Origin of the sequence: Comamonas resistens (genome assembly GCF_030064165.1) — a bacterium.
Taxonomy (GTDB): domain Bacteria; phylum Pseudomonadota; class Gammaproteobacteria; order Burkholderiales; family Burkholderiaceae_C; genus Comamonas; species Comamonas resistens.
Genome location: NZ_CP125947.1, coordinates 2,477,201 through 2,494,080 on the forward strand (window position 1 = coordinate 2,477,201; position 16,880 = coordinate 2,494,080).

A 16,880-nucleotide genomic window follows, 5' to 3' on the forward strand; every position below is an offset into this window, starting at 1 on the left:
GACAACATGGCATTGACAGAAATCAAAGTCCCCGATATCGGCGACTTCTCCGAAGTCGGCGTGATCGAAGTGCTGGTCAAGGTGGGTGACACCATCAAGGTCGAGCAGTCCCTGATCACCGTGGAGTCCGACAAGGCCTCCATGGAAATCCCCTCCAGCCAGGCTGGCGTGGTCAAGGAAATCAAGGTTGCCCTGGGTGACAAGGTCAAGGAAGGCTCCGTGGTCGTGATGCTGGAAACCGCCGATGCGGCTCCCGCACCTGCCGCCGCAGCGCCTGCCCCTGTTGCTGCACCCGTGGCCGCAGCTCCTGCACCCGTGGTTGCAGCCCCTGTGGCCGCCGCTCCTGCAGCATCCTCCACCGTGGACCTGAAGATCCCCGATATCGGCGACTTCAAGGACGTGGCCGTGATCGAGATGCTCGTCAAGGTGGGTGATACCGTGACCGCCGAGCAATCGCTGTTCACCGTGGAGTCCGACAAGGCCTCGATGGAAATCCCTTCGCCTTCGGCCGGCACCATCACGGCGCTGACCATCAAGCTGGGTGACACCGTCAACGTGGGCGACGTCGTCGGCCAGATGACAGTGCAGGGCGCAGCCTCTGCTCCCGTGCAGGCCGCCGCTCCTGTGGCGGCACCGGTTGCCGCTGCTGTGGCTGCAGCACCTGCACCTGTGGTTGCAGCCCCTGTGGCCGCCGCACCTGTGGCAGCGCCTGCAGCCCACAACCCCACCGTGGCGCCTTCGGGTCAGCTGCCCCATGCCTCGCCTTCGGTGCGCAAGTTCGCTCGCGAACTGGGCGTGCCTCTGGCAGAAGTCAAGGGCTCGGGCAACAAGGGCCGCATCACGGCGGAAGACATCCAGTCCTTCACCAAGTCGGTGATGGCCGGCGCCGTGCAGACCCTGGCTCAGCAGGCCGTGGCTCCCAAGTCTTCCGGCGCATCCGGTGGAAATGTCGGCGGCCTGGAAGTGCTGGCCTGGCCCAAGGTCGACTTCGCCAAGTTCGGCGCCGTCGAGCGCAAGGAACTGTCGCGCATCAAGAAGATCTCGGGTGCCAATCTGCACCGCAACTGGGTGGTCATCCCCCACGTCACCAACAATGACGAGGCCGACATCACCGAGCTGGAAGCCTTCCGCGTGCAGACCAATGCTGAAAGCGCCAAGGCCAAGAGCGACGTCAAGGTGACGATGCTGGCTTTCGTGATCAAGGCCGTGGTCGCTGCGCTCAAGAAGTTCCCCGAGTTCAATGCCTCTCTGGACGGCGACACCCTGGTCTACAAGCAGTACTTCAACATCGGTTTTGCCGCCGACACGCCGAACGGTCTGGTCGTTCCCGTGCTCAAGGACGCCGACAAGAAGGGCATTCTGCAGATCAGCCAGGAAATGGGCGAGCTGGCCAAGAAGGCCCGCGACGGCAAGTTGGGTGCTGCGGACATGCAAGGCGGCTGCTTCTCGATCTCGTCTCTGGGCGGCATCGGTGGCACCAACTTCACGCCAATCATCAATGCGCCTGAAGTCGCCATTCTGGGTCTGTCCAAGGGCGCCATGAAGCCCGTGTGGGACGGCAAGCAGTTCGTGCCGCGTTTGATGCTGCCTCTGTCGCTGTCGTACGACCACCGCGTCATCGACGGTGCAGCCGCTGCACGCTTCAACGCCTACCTGGGCGCTGTGCTGGCTGACTACCGCCGCATCCTGCTCTAAGCAGCTGACGGGCAGGCCGATTTTTAGTGAAATCGGCCTGTAGCGCTTATCTGAACTGCGCAAGCAGCTATCTTTTTAGATGCATTGCGCTTCACCTTGCCAGCCCCTTAGCGACATGAGTGAGATGAAGAACCTGAGACAGCATCCCATCGAGCATCTGCGTGGCGTCATTCCCGGTATCCGGCCTTTTCCGGATGCGGCTGACGTCTTCGCCGAGCCGGTCGAGAAGTACGCGCGGCATTTTCTGCCGCTCGTCACCATCGACCTGGCGCTGCTCGACGATGCCTGGAGCGGGCCGGTTCATCTCGTCGCCCCTTGCGAGCCCTACGAAGGGCAAGTCGGGGAGTGGGGAGGCGAGGAGTTTGGCAACGCGCTGCTCAAGCCTGACTGGCTGGCTTTCAAGCTCAACGAACAAGGCAGGTACGAGCTGCTGGGCGACTGGCGCTACTTCATGCTGGAGCAGGATAGGGCCGACTGGGCGGAAAAATCGCTGGACTGGCGCGAGGTGCGCACCCAGCATCGTGAACTGGTCAAACTGGGCGTGGCGCCACCGTTCGAACTGCACCACGAGGCCAAGTACTCCTGGCGCGATGTGATGGAGCTGCATTACGCAACCCAGCATGCGGCCTATGAGCAGGCCAGGCGGGACTTTCTGGCCCATGGCTGGAATGCTGCGAACGAGTGGGATGACCCCGCTGAAGTTGCCAAGCTGCCGCTGTATGAGCCAGGTACCGATTGCTACGAAACCAGCTCCGGGCGCTATCTGCTCGGCGTGCTGGGCGGCCCTTCCTGGGGCGGCAACTGGAGCAATCTGACGAATGAGCTGCTGAGCGACATTGGCACGGACGATGGCATTCACCCCATCCACCCAGAAACCGGCGCGCACTTCGAGTTCATCTGCAGTGCCAATGCCGATGCTTTTGCCGCAAGCGGCACCGAAACCCTGCTGTTCTACGAGCCTGAAAGCCGTACCGTATTGCTGACTTTTGACTGGAGCTAAGGCGTTAGCCGCCAGGCTTCAACCCGGAAATACCGTTTTCAGCTGCCTGAGCGAATCGGGCGGCGCAGAGACAAAAACCAAGATAGGAGCGCATATGAGCCTCATCGATATCAAGGTACCCAATATCGGCGACTTCGCCGAAGTGGGCGTGATCGAACTGCTGGTCAACCCCGGTGACACCGTGGCCGTGGACCAGTCCCTCATCACCGTGGAGTCGGACAAGGCCTCCATGGAAATTCCTTCCAGCCACGCCGGCGTCGTGAAGGAAATCAAGGTCAAGGTCGGCGACAAGGTTGCCGAAGGCTCCGTCGTGCTGTCGCTGGAAGTGGCCGCCGGCGCTGCCGCTCCTGTGGCCGCACCCGCTCCCGCCGCCGCGGCGCCAGCCCCCGTTGCAGCCCCTGTGGCCGCTCCCGTCGCTGCTGCTCCCGCCCCCGTGGCCAGCAACTTCAGCGGCGCGGTGGACTATGACTGCGACGTCGTCGTTCTGGGCGGTGGCCCTGGCGGTTACTCGGCTGCCTTCCGCGCTGCCGACCTGGGCCTGAAGGTCGTGCTGGTCGAGCGCTACGCCACCCTGGGCGGCGTCTGCCTGAACGTGGGTTGCATCCCCTCCAAGGCACTGCTGCACGTCGCCGCCGTGATGGACGAAGTCAAGCACCTGGAAGTGGCCGGCGTGAAGTTCGGCGCTCCCGAAGTGTCCGTGGACACCCTGCGCGGCCACAAGGAAAAGGTCATCGGCAAGCTGACCGGTGGTCTGGGCCAGATGGCCAAGATGCGCAAGGTCACCGTCGTGCGTGGCTACGGCAACTTCGTGTCTGCCAACCACATCGAAGTCGAAGAAACCACCGGTTCCGGCCAGGAAAAGACCGGCAGCAAGAAGGTCGTTCAGTTCAAGAACGCCATCATCGCTGCCGGCTCGCAAGCCGTGCACCTGCCCTTCATGCCCAAGGACGAGCGCGTGGTGGATTCCACCGGCGCTCTGGACCTGAAGGCTGTGCCCAAGCGCATGCTGATTCTGGGCGGCGGCATCATCGGCCTGGAAATGGGCACCGTTTACAGCACACTGGGCGCACGCCTGGACGTGGTGGAGATGATGGACGGCCTGATGCAGGGCGCTGACCGCGATCTGGTCAAGGTCTGGCAAAAGATGAATGCACCGCGCTTTGACAACATCATGGTCAACACCAAGACCGTGGGTGCCGAAGCCACGCCCGAAGGCATCAAGGTCACGTTCGCTCCTGCCAAGGACGGCGTCACCGTGCCCGAACCCCAGACCTACGACCTGGTTCTGCAAGCCGTGGGCCGCACGCCCAATGGCAAGAAGATCAGCGCCGAAAAGGCTGGCGTGGCCGTGACCGACCGCGGCTTTATCGACGTCGACATCCAGATGCGCACCAACGTGCCCAACATCTTCGCCATCGGCGACATCGTGGGTCAGCCCATGCTGGCGCACAAGGCCGTGCACGAAGCGCATGTGGCCGCCGAAGTCATTGCTGGCGAGCTGCAAGGCAACAAGGAACTGGCTTCCGCTGCCTTCAACGCCCGCGTGATTCCTTCGGTCGCCTACACCGACCCCGAAGTGGCATGGGTGGGTCTGACCGAAGACCAGGCCAAGGCACAAGGCATCAAGGTCAAGAAGGGCCTGTTCCCCTGGGCTGCCTCGGGCCGCGCCATCGCCAACGGCCGCGACGAAGGCTTCACCAAGCTGCTGTTTGATGACTCCCCCGAAGCCCACGGCCACGGCCGTATCCTGGGCGGCGGCATGGTCGGCACGCACGCTGGCGACATGATCGGTGAAATCGCCCTGGCCATCGAAATGGGCGCGGACACCGTAGACATCGGCAAGACCATCCACCCCCACCCGACCCTTGGCGAGTCCATCGGCATGGCAGCGGAAGTGGCCCATGGCTCCTGCACGGACGTGCCACCTGTGCGCAAGTAAGCGCAGCGATCAAGCCTTTGAGTTTGTTCAATAAAAAAGGCAGCCTTAGGGCTGCCTTTTTTATTTTGATAGCTGTTTGCGCTTTCTGCTTATGGGTTTGAAAGCATTTTGATGCATATGGGCGGCAGGGGGGCTGTGACTGGCGTTATGCGCCACCCTCTCAATGCATGGTTGCGCGATTATTTGAAATTGCTGCGCCACTATTGCACCGTCGTCCAGCAACTTGAGCGCGATGTCATTGCGCTGGTGGAGCAAGCCGTGCAAGCCAGCGTGCTCGCTGCGCAGCAGGCAGGGCGCTGGTTCTGGATGAGCTGCGCCGCCTGCACGAAGGTGTGCTAACCCGTTATGGCTTGCGGCCTAGTGAGTGGAAGGTTTGGCAGGGAGGGCGGCAGCGGTGACGAAATGATCGGTGAAATCGCTCTGGCCATTGAAATAGGCGTGACATTGACAAGAATATCCACCCGAACCTAACCCTTGGCGAGCCCAGAGGACTGGCGCTGGAAGTGGTGTATGGGTCTTCCACCTGTGCGCAAGTAAGCATTCAACGATTGATTAAAGAAAAGAGAGCCTTCAGGCTGCCTTTTCTATTTTGATAGTTGTGATCGCTTGCTGATTAATTGGGAAGCTTTGTTAGAGTACATAGATTTTCATTGGGTTCTGCATGAAAATCATAAATGTCATTAAGCTTTCATAAAAACTCAGGGTCGTTAATTATTAGCTCATGCTTTGGCCCTACTCTGGAGAATTCAATTATATTTTTTGATTTTATCCAGTACATCAGTCTTAATCCAACGCCTGATGATGTTATATGTTCACGATATGCATTTGATTCATTAAAAGTTTTTTGCTTATTACTGGATGCTGATTCTCTATACGGAGTAAGGTATTTTGATTGCATGAATTGTTCTAGAATAAATATTATTTTTTCGAAGGTGGTTTGGGAAAAATTTCCATCTAATGCTTGATTGCGGCGGGCACTATCTAAAAAACCACTATGAAAATAAATTTGATCCATGCGTAATAAGCAGCATTTTTCAGGATGACGCTTCATTAATTCTGAGAATATACATGCTTTTAAATCCTCTTTGTCAATAGAGGCTCTGAAATAGTCAAGGAAATTTATTTCCTGAATGCATTTAAAAATATTACATTTTAAATTTATCTCTCGATATATTTTTGAATTCAATATTTTCGGATCTGAGTCTTTAACGATAGAGTTGAGCGATATTGAATTTTTTAGCTCTTCGGTTGAGTGGATGATGATTTCGCCATCTTTCTTGGTATTCTCTAAATGGATTATTAGAGAGTCTATTAGAATTTTAAGGTCGTCATTTCTATCTTTATATATAAATGATGTTATTTCATAATTGGGTTCATTTTGCCAATCTATTATTCCTTCTGATATTTCATTGTCATCGATATTTGACAGAATCCAGTTTATTGAGCGTGAAAGGTCTTTGGGTGAAAAAATGCAATCCTCAACATCATTAATTTTACTTTGTATAGCTTTCTCTGTAGGGAATAAATTATTTGAATTTAACTTTCCAACAATGTCGTATTCAAAATAAGTATTTATTAAATTTTCCTCAAGTATTTTTTTAGAAAAATTATTCCAAGAGATGATTCTTCGAAATTTTCTATAGAACTTAGAATAGGAGATAGAATATATTCGCAAGATATATAAGTATTTTTCATTTGATGGCTTCTTCCTTCTTGTTTTTCTTTTTTCGAGAAGCTTCAATTAATATTCTTTCAATTTCTGAGTCTGTTTGGTCAAAGAAATCTTTTGGCCACTTTAATATGGATCCATACTCATTGATGTTGATGCTTTTAATCAAGCTTGATTCTTTTTCTTTGTCGATAAAGTAAATTTTTGAATTTTCATTAAGCCGGTTATCATTGGCTTGGGCAATTCTTAGCCTTAACCGATGAATAAAGTACTCGCTATGAGTTTCTATGATGCATTGTCTGCCTGATTCGGATAAAGCGTAGAAAAGATCTAAAAGTCGGGATTGTATTTTTGGATGTAAATGAAGTTCAGGCTGCTCGAAGATTAAAGTGTCACCTTCATTTGATAAAAGTGAAAGTAGCACAATTGGGAGAATTTGACTAACGCCAACACCCACATGTGTCAGGTCATGCCACTCATCTTCTGGATCTATTTTTACGAGTAGTTCATAACCTAGCTTCCCTTTGTCCTTTGTGGAGTATTCTGAAATAACGCCTAGGTATTTAAGCCAAACTTGGCAAGCAAATGCTAAAGTTGATTCGCATGGCTCGAATTCAATTTTATCTTCTATGATATTTGGTTTTAAATACTTTATTCTGTTGTTTTTATTCAGGTGTAATGCAGCGGCAGTAAACTCCCCTTTTAGGCCGACATTTTTTGGATCAGGTTGTCCAATGGATGAATATACTGCTTGTGGCTCACTTCGTAGTGGGCCAAGATATTTGAGTGAGTTGTTGAAATAGTTGGTTAAAGCGCCAGACGTATTTGATAGATCAATAGAGTTTATTTGTAAATCTGAATATACGTAGTCTGAGCTATTTAGCCAATAATTTTCAAATTGAAGTTTATTGTTGCTTAATAAATTAGCTAATCGTTCTCTTTTTTCTTCAGAGAGTGAATTGCATATTTCAATGAAATCTATTACCTTTAGAGGGGTGATTCTCTCTGATGCGAATTTTGAAAAATTTGGAAAGATTGAAATTTCATGCTTTAATAGGTCATTCCAGAATTTATTTTTATCGATTATATTTGTTTTTTTTAATCTCTTTTCTATGAATGAAGATAGATCCTTTGATTTTCGGATTGATTCTATTTTTTCTTTATTCTGTAGAGATATTAAATCGTCAATTTTATCCATAAAAACTGGATATATTTCTTTGCTTAATTCAATTGAATCTATATTTCCTGAATTTATGTTTATATATTTATCTTTCTTAAAGTCTTCTACCATCAATCTAAATATATTTTTGGATTTGTTGAATCTGATTTCGAAAGAATATGGTGCTAATGAATTGTTTATTACTCTGGATACTTCACTGTCTGGATATAATTTCAAAGAGTTTGTTAATGACGGTGAGAAATAGTTATTAACACTTAGAGTTTTTTCGTTAGTGGTGCTGAATCTTGTACATAATATTGAGTTGTTGCTTTTTATGGATTTGCCACTGGGATCTTTTGCTTCTTGGATTGAGTTAAATAGTATTTCGGTTATTGATGGATTGTAGTCGTCATCTTGATTTTTTGTTTTGTCTGTTGAGAATGAATATTTGTAATATATTGAAGAGTAATTTCCATACGTTTTACTATATAAATTTTTTAATTTTAAAGAGAGAGTTATTTCTTTTTTTAAAGGGCTTCTTGAAAGAATATCTTTCATCGATCCAAGTCTTAAAAGATTACCATTTAAAATCACAGAATCATAGTTGAATCTGCTGGAAAAGCTTTGGGTTATCAATAATATTGTTTGTAAAATTGAACTTTTGCCGCTGCTGTTTGCTCCGCAGAATATATTTATGGATTTCAATTCTATTGATGTTTGGTTCTTGAGAGATTTGAAATTCTCGACGGTTATTTCTTCAATCATGGATTACAATCTTGTAAAAGAAAAATTTTATCATAATTGTGTGTTTTTGTAAATTAAGCAGCATACGGTTTTTATTTTTTGATATTTAATTTCTTTTGATGGTTATTATTTAATTTTAAATTGTCGATGAATAAATTATTTATCTGTAAATTTGGTTTTAATGAATTTTATATATTTTTGAAAATATATTAAAACTTTTCTTCATTAAAATGTATTTTTATGTGATTAGATAAATATAATTTGTGATGGATGAATTTTTGTGTCGTATATATAATATGTGGCAGTCTGTTGGTGTAAGTAAAGCGTGAGAGCAGATGATTAATAAGTAATGTTTCTGTAATGAGCCTCTTTATAACGCCCTAGCGCTTATTTATCAGGTGGTAGAGACTATAAATTTGATAACGAAGTATCCCGGCACCCTTGCCCTTTTGCCCGCGCCAGCGACGGCGGCCTCTTGTTGCGGGCGGCTGCACCGCAGAGTGCATACGCATCGTCATCACTTCTGCGGCAACCTGTTTGAACGGAGTGCCATAGGCACGCAGTGAGTTTTGCCGCACAGCAACAAGAGGTTGGCGGCGCAGGTTTGCCCCGTAGCGCAGCGAAGGGGACGCGGGCAGCAGGGTCAGGCTCTTTGGCTACTTTCTGGCCTCAGAAAGTAGGGCGACCGCCGGGGCGAAACCAGGAACCTGTCCGTCAGTCAGGCATGAGGCTAAAACAAAATAACAAGCCAAAACCGACTCAACCCCAATCTCAATAAGCGCAAACAGCTATCAAATCAGTATCGCTTTGTCGCCTGGGACAGAGGGTGAGCTGTTTGTTTAATTTCCCGATCAGGAAATATAGATTCCTTTTCACGGTGCTTTGGCGCATAATTTCCCGAACGGGAATTTTCAAGCTAGGCCACCTTATGTCCACCATCCACACCGCCGATCAACTAGGCACCGCTGTGCGCACAGCCCGCAAACAACTGGGGCTGACCCAGCCTCAGCTTGCCTTGGCTGCAGGGGTGGGCACGCGTTTTATTGTGGATCTAGAGGCTGGCAAGCCCACGGTGCGGCTGGAGCATGTGTTGCGGGTGATTGATGCGCTGGGGGGAGAGTTACAGTTGGGCGGTTTGCCGGATCCAGCTTCTGAGGGGGTAGCAGAGGGCGCAGACCATGGCGCATGAACTCGAAGTCTGGCTGTTTGAGCGGCGTGTGGGCAGTCTGTCGCTGGTGCATGGGCGGCTGAGTTTTGCCTATGCGCCAGACTTGTTGGTGCTGCCGCAGGCCACGGCTTTATCGCAGTCGCTGCCGCTGCAGGCTGAGTCCTTTGACGATCACCAGACCCGGCCTTTCTTTGCCGGTCTGCTGCCCGAGGGGCAGATGCGCCGCCTGATTGCCCAGCAGTTTCAGGTGTCTGGCCAGAACGATTTCGCTTTGCTGGACCATATTGGCGGCGAATGCGCAGGGGCCGTGACTTTTCTGGAGCCGGGGCAGGCCTTGCCGCAGATTAACGGGGCTGGGTCGACCGGAGTAGAGGGTGATGTGGAGTGGCTCAGCGATGAAAAGCTGATCGCCTTGCTGGACGAGTTGCCGCGCCGCCCCATGCTGGCGGGAGACGATGGGCTGCGGCTGTCGCTGGCCGGGGCACAGGACAAGCTGCCCGTGGTTTTCGACGGCCAGCGCTTTGGCTTGCCGCGCAATGGCGCGCCCAGCTCGCATATCTTGAAGCCTGCCATCCATGCGGTGGAGGACAGCGTAAGCAACGAAGGCTTTTGTATGTTGCTGGCCGAGGTGATGGGGCTGCGGCCTGCCAATGCCCGCATTCATAGCGTCCTGGGCCGCTCGTTTCTGCTGGTGGAGCGCTATGACCGGGTGCTGAAGGGCGATGCGCAGCACCAGCCGCAGTTGCAACGTCTGCATCAGGAAGACTTTTGTCAGGCGCTGGGCGTGGTGCCCGAGATGAAGTACCAGAACGAGGGCGGGCCGGGCCTGGCGCAATGCTTTGCCCTGCTGCGCAGCGTGACCCGCCCCAGCGCGCCGCAGGTGCTGCGGCTGCTGGATGGGGTGATCTTCAATGCGCTGATCGGCAACCATGATGCGCATGGCAAGAACTTCTCGCTGCTTTATGGCGGTCGAAGTCCGGCGCTGGCACCGTTCTACGACCTGCTGGCTACGGCGATCTACCCTCAGCTAACGCCCAAGATGGCCATGAAGATCGGCAGCAAATACAAGTTCAGCGAGCTGGAAGCCAAGCACTGGGAGCAGTTTGCCGAAGAATCAGGCCTCGCCAAGGCTGCGACGCGCAGGCGTTTGCAGCAGTTGGCTACCGAGCTCCCCCTCGCTGCCCGTAAGCTGCAGGCAGCGCCACAGCATGGTTTTGCGGGCAATGCGGTGGTGGAGCAGATCGTGCAACTGATAGAGCAACGCTGTGCGTTGACGCTGAGGCGAATGGGCTGAGAGTGATTTCACGCCTAAATGGGAGCGCTGTGATGCGGTTTTAATTTCCCGAACGGGAAATATTTATGGAATTCAGTCGCTGCAAACCTAAAAATTCCTGATCGGGAAATTTTGAATTTCATAGCTGTTTGCGCTTTCTGCATAAGCGTTCAAGCCTGATTCAATGGATGCTGGATGCCGTGGATCTCAACACTCGCCACAAAACTGCCCCTTGACGAAGACAGTCATGCTATGCCGAGCGCCCGGCAGCGCGTTCAGTCCTCGGAACTCAGACCGCAGATGCGCGCGCGTGCAAGCGTTCCCATTCCTGCTCCAGCGTATTGCTTGGCAGCTTGCTGTTGCCGCGGCGATACCAGTAGTTGGCGTTGCTTAGATCGCCCTCGACCCGGTGCAGATAGCCGTGGATCTGGCACGACAGTTCGTCTCCGTGGACTTGCACCATGGCATGGGCTTGTTCCCAGTGGCCGGCTTTCGCCAGTTCCAGCGCTTTGAGATGATCGCAGGTCATCGAATTTCCTTGTCGGGGGCGGGTTGACTTGTTTGTGTGCCGGCCTTGCGGGGGCAGGAGCGCAGCCACGCGTGTGTCCGGGGCACTTGGGAGCAAGTGGCGCGGATGCGGAAAGGCGTGTCTGCTGAATGATTCGGGATCTTCTGATTTTGATAGCTGAACAGGCTTGTTGGACAAGCGCTTTGGCCCGTTTTAGGTCAAAGCTTTGTTGCGCCGCTTGTGCCTATTGCTGCGCGCATGGGTGGTGCCATGGCACTTTTCTGAATCTCAAGGCTGAAATGCAGATAGAAAAAGACCCATGGCAGGTGCATGGGCTGCACCTGCCATGGGTCTTTGAGGGGTCTTTGTGTTCAGGTGCTTTCAAGCGGCCTGAGCGTTGCCGGGCTTATGGGGTCTTGGCTTTGCGGATGGTGGCCGCCATCAGAACGATGATGGAGATGACCAGCATCACCAGCACCAGATAGATGCTGTATTGCCGGTTTCCCGTGTACTGGGTCAGCAGGCCGGCCAGGGTCGGGCTGGCGGCGGAGCCCAGGTTGCCCAGGCTGCTGATGAGGGCGATGCCGCCAGCGGCGACGGCAGGCGTCAGGTAGTCGCTGACCAGGGCAAAGAACAGCGGGGGCAGGGCGGCCAGGCCGACCAGGGTAAAGGCCAAGGCAATCAGCGAGCCTTCGAGGTGGCCGTGCATCTGCAGGGTGACGATCAGGCCGGCAATGGCCATGCCGGTGGCAATGAACAGATGCCAGCGGCGTTCGCGGTATTTGTCCGAGCTGGCGCCAAAGGCAATCATGCCGATCAGGCCCGCGATAAAAGGCAGGGCGGAATACACGCCCACGCGCAGCACATCTTCCACACCCAGGCCCTGGATGACGGTGGGCATCCAGAAGACAAACAGATAGGTGGCGCCATGCATCATGAAGTACACCAGTGACAGCGCATAGACCTTGGGGTCGCGCAGCAGCTGTCCCAGCGTGGTGCTGTTGGCGTGGCTGGCCTTGTGTCCGCCATGGTGGCCGCCGCCCAGGCCGGTGTCGTTGGCTATGTTGTATTGCAAACGGGCTTTTTCCGCATCGCTCAGCCACTGGGCGTCGGCCGGTTTGTCCTGCAGGTAGCGATAGAGGATCAGGCCCAGAATGATGGCGGGCGGGCCCTGGATGAGGAACAGCCATTGCCAGCCGTGCAGGCCGTCAATACCGTTCATGTATTTGAGGATGGCGCCGCACAGCGGCCCGGCCACGACGGCCATGCCCATGACGGCAGACAGAAAGATGGAGATCACGCGGCCGCGTCTGGCCGACGGGTACCAGTAGGTGAAGTACAGAATCACGCCGGGGAAGAAGCCGGCCTCGAAGGCACCCAGCAGAAAGCGTGCCACATAGAACTGCAGCGGCGTGGTGACCCAGGCCATGGCCGTGGCGATGATGCCCCAGACCACCATGATGCGCATCAGCGTCTTACGGGTGCCGATTTTCTCCAGCAGCAGATTGCTGGGCACTTCAAACAGAAAGTAGCCGATAAAGAACAGGCCCGCGCCAAAGCCGTAGGCTGCGTCGCCGAAGTCCAGCGTCTGCTTCATCTGGATTTGCGCATAGCCGATGTTGATACGGTCCAGATAGGCGACCATGTAGCAGATCAGCAGCAAGGGCAGCAGTCGCCAGCTGATCTTGGAATACAGCGCGTTGTCTGCTTCGATCTCGGGGCTGCTTGTATGGAGCCTGGGCGTGGCGCTCGCAATGGTCGTTGCGCTTGGGTTCATGCTTGTCTCTTGAAAGTTGGTATGGGGTGCGGCCCTGTTGCACGACTCGAAGGCGTCACGACGCTGTGGGCGCTGTCAGTCGCGATGCAAGGTCTAGCTTTGTGCCGTTGCCTTGATGCCTGGCCTCAATGCTGGCATGGCAAAAGCCGCAAGGCCTTTGCGTCGGCACATTGCCAGGCCAGTGCTGTGACTGAGGCCGGTGATTGATATGCCGGCCTTGGAGTTTCCGATTCATTTCTTCTACGCCCTTCATCGCCAGAACCAGGCTGCGCGCAATAGCTGCGCCAGTCTTTTTGATCTCCGCGGGGGCTGAAAATCAAACAGTTCGAGAGGCAATGTAGGACTGGCGTCCTCAATGGACTTAACGCATCCCGCAACTCAATTGTCAGATCACGACATCCAAGGGTAAGCCTTAGGGTCTGACTGGCTGCAGACTGTGCGGTGGGGAACCATGCTGCACGGCGCTGGTGCAGACAGGTGGCCCATCAGCGGATGGGCCTTTGTTTTTGATAGCTGGTAGCGCTTTCAGGATAAGGGCTTCAGGCGTTTTGCCTTGATTGACAGCGGCGTATTTCCAGCTTGCGCTTTTTGCTGCACCCGGCATTGCACCGGGTGCGTGGCCGGGCGGTCTCACGCCTTCTTCAGAAACTCGGACTTCAGAATGAACGGGCCCTGGTCCGTCTTGCAGTCCACGTCATGGTCGCCGTTGTCATAGACCAGGCGAATGCCCTTGATCTTGGTGCCCTTCTTGATGACGGTGGAGGAGCCCTTGACCTTCAGATCCTTGACCAGCAGCACGCTGTCGCCGTCGGCCAGCGGCGTGCCGTTGGCGTCTTTGATGACGCGGGGGCCGCTGTCTTCTTCGCTGGCGGCTTCGGCCTGGGCCGACCATTCATGGGCGCAGTCGGGGCAGATCAGCAGATCGCCATCGGGGTAGGTGTTGTCCAGACCGCATTGGGGGCAAGAGGGTAGGGTGGCTGTGCTCAAGGATTCGCTTCCGTTCAAACAGTAAGAGAGTAAGCACCAAGCCTAGCTGCTAAACAGTAGTGTCCCGGATTGGTGCGGATTGCAAGACGGCCATGCCCAAGACTAGGGCGCTGCTGCATGGCATGAATTTTATGTTTTTGATAGCGGATAGCGCTTTCTGGGTAAGCGTCAGAGGCTGTTTTGTCTTGAATTTTTGTGGGAAATCAACGCACCAGATGCTCGGCCAGAAAGTCGATGAACACCCGCGTCTTGCGCGGCAGGTGGCGGCTGCCGGGGAAGACCAGATGAATCGGCTGCTTGGGCAGGGCGTACTCGGGCAGCACGCGCTGCAGCTGGCCGCTGCGTACATCGTCCTGCACCAGCCAGTCGGGCAGCACGGCTACACCCAGGCCCGCCAGCGCCAGCGCGCGAATCGCGTTCGATGAATTGGACTGGTGGGCGGCGCGGCCCTGCACCTCGGCCTGCTGGCCCTGGGAGCTTGCCAGCACCCAGTGCGTGGGATTGTCCAGATTGCTGTTGGCAATCCAGGGCAGATCGGCCAGGCCTTGCGGCTGCTGCACGGCTTGCAAGCCAGTCAACCTGGGTGATGCGACCAGCCAGATTTCGTAATCTGCCAGCTTGCGGCTTTTGAGGCTGGAATCGGCCAGGCTGCCCAGGCGCACAACCAGGTCGAGCTTTTCGGCCACCAGATCGCTGAGCGAGGAATTGGCATCGTGGCTGATGGCAATGCCTGGGTAGCGCTGCACAAACTGCGGAATCAGCGGCAGCACATAGCGCTCGCCAAACTCGGCTGTGGTGCTGATGCGCAACTGCCCGCGCAGGCGGCGGCTGCCGTACTGGGCATTGTCAAATGCAGCTTCGATATGGCCGAAGATCTGCTTGAACTCGTCATAGAACTGCTGGCCGCTTTCCGTCAATGCCACCGACCGCGTGCTGCGCACCAGCAAGGTAATGGACAGGGCTTCTTCCAGCGCCTTTACATGCAGGCTGGCCATGGCTTTGCTGATGTTCAGGTAGTCGGCGGCCTTGGTGTAGCTGCCCAGCTCCACCACGGCCAGAAAAGTCTGCACGCGGTGAAGCTGGGTGTGGATGGCAGTGCTTGCGGTGGCGGCCATTGTTCAGTCTGGTCAAACAAAGTATCAAGCATAGCGGTATCGACGCGCTTGGGTACGCTCTCTACCATGCGCAGCTCAAAGGACAGACATGAGCTACCGTTACCGCATTGCCCTGGTGTTTTTGACCGGGTTTTTTATCGACTGCATCAATATCTTCATGCCCGCAGTTGCCTTGCCGCGCCTGGCCGCCGAGTTCGGGACAGCCAGCCTGGACACCGCCTGGGTGGGCAATGCCTACATCCTGGGCCTGACCTTGGTGATTCCCATCAGCACCTGGCTGGCCGGCCGCTGGGGCGCGCGGCGTCTGCTGGCGGCCTCCATGCTGGTGTTTGCACTGGCCGTGACGGCCTGCGGCATGGCGGGTAGTTTTACGGCAGTGGTGGTTTGGCGCTTCGTGCAGGGCATGGCTGGCGGGCTGTTGATTCCCGTGGGGCAGGCCATGGCCTTTGCCTTGTTTCGGGGGGCGGAGCGTGCACGCATCTCCACCCTGGTCATGGGCGTGGCCCTGATTGCACCGGCTTTGTCACCGTTGCTGGGCGGGCTGATTGTGGACAGCAGTTCCTGGCGCTGGGTGTTTTTTGCCAATATTCCGTTGGCTCTGGTGGCCGCGTTGCTGGCATGGTGCTGGGTGCGTGATCCGGCAGAGTCATTCGAGTCGTCGGTTGCAGCCAAGCCCGATATGGCCGGACTGCTGCTGATCGGCATGGCACTGACTGCTGTGCTTATGGGTATGTCGCTGTACGGCGCAGGCCGTGGCCGGGTTGGGGCGCTGCTGTGTCTTGCGCTGGGTCTGGCAGCCAGCGTGCTCTATCTGCGCCACTGGCGCAAAGCGGCAGACCCTGTGGTCGAGTTGCGCCTGCTGCTCAGCCCACGCCTGCGGGTGTCCATGGCCGTGTACTACGCCGTGCCCGGCGTGTTTACCGGCGTCAATCTGCTGAGCCTGTTTTTTCTGCAGGACCTGCTGGCGCTGAGCGCCCAGCGCTCGGGCATGTTCATGCTGGTCTATGCCGGCGGCGCGCTGCTGGCCATGCTGCTGTGCGGCCGCATCTACAACCGCGTGGGGGCGAGGCCGCTGTTTATGGTCAGCCTGCTGCTGCACAGCCTGGGTATTGCCTGCCTGATGGCGGTGAACAGCGCGGGCGATCTGCCAACCCTGGTGCTGGCCTATGCCCTGATGGGCCTGGGCGGCGGTCTGGCTGCCAATGCCGCGCAAACCACGGCGCTGATGGATTTTCACGGCTCGGAACTGCCCCAGGCCAGCGTGATCTGGAACATCAACCGCCAGATGGCCTTCAGCGTGGGCGCGGCCCTGTTCTTGATGATCTTCAATCTGCTGCAGCCGCATACCAGCGCGCTGGCGGCCTATCACGCAAGCTTTGCCGTTGCCGCCCTGGCCGGGCTGCTGCCGCTGACCTGTTTGCACACCTTGAAAGAGAACCAGGCATGAACGACCAGAACCTCAAAGCCGCTGCACAAAGCATTCACGATGTGCATGCGCTGATCCAGACCGTTTTTACCCAAAAGGGCGATGCCGCCCAGGCCGCTATCAAGGCGCTGATGCCAGTATTTGCCGAGCACTTCAGCATGGTCACCACGGGCGGTCGGATCGTGACGCTTGCCCAGGTACAGCAGATGTTTGAGGGCGCTGCTGGCAACCGGCCCGGTTTGCAGATGGCGGTGGATGAGCTGACAACCATCTGGCAGGGGGGCTCACATGTGGCGCTGCGCTACCGCGAAACGCATACCTTGGCGGGAACGAGCCATGCGCGCTATTCCACGGCGATTCTGGAAGTCGCAGCTGGCGGCGTGCTGTGGCATGCGCTGCACGAGACAGCTATTGCTTGAT

General features: G+C 54.8%; 14 protein-coding genes. 8 read left to right on the forward strand and 6 right to left on the reverse strand.

Annotated elements, in window-relative coordinates; translation table 11 throughout:
- Positions 1 to 6: 6 nt before the first annotated feature.
- From aceF to QMY55_RS11560, 4 genes are all read left to right on the forward strand, one after another.
- A complete protein-coding gene (gene aceF / locus QMY55_RS11545) occupies positions 7 to 1,695 on the forward strand; it encodes a dihydrolipoyllysine-residue acetyltransferase (protein ID WP_283488728.1) in 1,689 nt (562 codons plus the stop codon).
- Positions 1,696 to 1,819: 124 nt separating this feature from the next.
- Positions 1,820 to 2,695: a hypothetical protein gene (locus QMY55_RS11550; RefSeq protein ID WP_283488729.1), complete on the forward strand. Its 876-nt coding sequence runs from the start codon at positions 1,820 to 1,822 to the stop codon at positions 2,693 to 2,695.
- 94 nt (positions 2,696 to 2,789) lie between these two features.
- Positions 2,790 to 4,634, forward strand: coding sequence for a dihydrolipoyl dehydrogenase (gene lpdA, locus QMY55_RS11555; RefSeq protein WP_283488730.1), 1,845 nt, complete (start codon positions 2,790 to 2,792; stop codon positions 4,632 to 4,634).
- Between the two features lie 147 nt (positions 4,635 to 4,781).
- Entirely contained in the window at positions 4,782 to 4,973 is a 192-nt protein-coding gene (locus QMY55_RS11560) for a hypothetical protein (RefSeq protein ID WP_283488731.1), read from the forward strand.
- 349 nt (positions 4,974 to 5,322) lie between these two features.
- Here the strand turns inward: QMY55_RS11560 and QMY55_RS11565 are convergent, their stop codons facing one another.
- Positions 5,323 to 6,375: a hypothetical protein gene (locus QMY55_RS11565; RefSeq protein WP_283488732.1), complete on the reverse strand. Its 1,053-nt coding sequence runs from the start codon at positions 6,373 to 6,375 to the stop codon at positions 5,323 to 5,325.
- Positions 6,326 to 8,227 carry a DUF3696 domain-containing protein gene (locus tag QMY55_RS11570; protein WP_283488733.1) on the reverse strand — a complete coding sequence of 634 codons (1,902 nt, stop codon included), beginning with the start codon at positions 8,225 to 8,227 and terminating at the stop codon, positions 6,326 to 6,328. The genes QMY55_RS11565 and QMY55_RS11570 overlap by 50 nt, the downstream gene beginning before the upstream one ends.
- A gap of 907 nt (positions 8,228 to 9,134) precedes the next feature.
- On the opposite strand from QMY55_RS11570, the gene QMY55_RS11575 reads away from it, so the two are divergent.
- A complete protein-coding gene (locus QMY55_RS11575; RefSeq protein WP_283488734.1) occupies positions 9,135 to 9,395 on the forward strand; it encodes a helix-turn-helix transcriptional regulator in 261 nt (86 codons plus the stop codon).
- Positions 9,385 to 10,668: a type II toxin-antitoxin system HipA family toxin gene (locus QMY55_RS11580; protein WP_283488735.1), complete on the forward strand. Its 1,284-nt coding sequence runs from the start codon at positions 9,385 to 9,387 to the stop codon at positions 10,666 to 10,668. The genes QMY55_RS11575 and QMY55_RS11580 overlap by 11 nt, the downstream gene beginning before the upstream one ends.
- A 268-nt stretch (positions 10,669 to 10,936) precedes the next feature.
- Here the strand turns inward: QMY55_RS11580 and QMY55_RS11585 are convergent, their stop codons facing one another.
- From QMY55_RS11585 to QMY55_RS11600, 4 genes are all read right to left on the reverse strand, one after another.
- Positions 10,937 to 11,176, reverse strand: coding sequence for a hypothetical protein (locus QMY55_RS11585; protein WP_283488736.1), 240 nt, complete (start codon positions 11,174 to 11,176; stop codon positions 10,937 to 10,939).
- A 385-nt stretch (positions 11,177 to 11,561) separates the two neighbouring features.
- A complete protein-coding gene (locus QMY55_RS11590) occupies positions 11,562 to 12,932 on the reverse strand; it encodes an MFS transporter (RefSeq protein WP_283488737.1) in 1,371 nt (456 codons plus the stop codon).
- 630 nt (positions 12,933 to 13,562) lie between these two features.
- The gene (locus tag QMY55_RS11595) at positions 13,563 to 13,919 is read right to left on the reverse strand and encodes a zinc ribbon domain-containing protein YjdM (RefSeq protein WP_283488738.1); all 357 of its coding nucleotides are present in this window, start codon (positions 13,917 to 13,919) and stop codon (positions 13,563 to 13,565) included.
- 203 nt (positions 13,920 to 14,122) lie between these two features.
- A complete protein-coding gene (locus QMY55_RS11600) occupies positions 14,123 to 15,034 on the reverse strand; it encodes a LysR family transcriptional regulator (RefSeq protein WP_283488739.1) in 912 nt (303 codons plus the stop codon).
- Positions 15,035 to 15,122: 88 nt separating this feature from the next.
- On the opposite strand from QMY55_RS11600, the gene QMY55_RS11605 reads away from it, so the two are divergent.
- Together QMY55_RS11605 and QMY55_RS11610 are read left to right on the forward strand one after the other, a co-directional pair.
- The gene (locus QMY55_RS11605) at positions 15,123 to 16,481 is read left to right on the forward strand and encodes an MFS transporter (protein ID WP_283488740.1); all 1,359 of its coding nucleotides are present in this window, start codon (positions 15,123 to 15,125) and stop codon (positions 16,479 to 16,481) included.
- Positions 16,478 to 16,879: a DUF4440 domain-containing protein gene (locus tag QMY55_RS11610; RefSeq protein ID WP_283488741.1), complete on the forward strand. Its 402-nt coding sequence runs from the start codon at positions 16,478 to 16,480 to the stop codon at positions 16,877 to 16,879. Before QMY55_RS11605 ends, QMY55_RS11610 begins: the two co-directional genes overlap by 4 nt.
- Position 16,880: the final 1 nt, after the last annotated feature.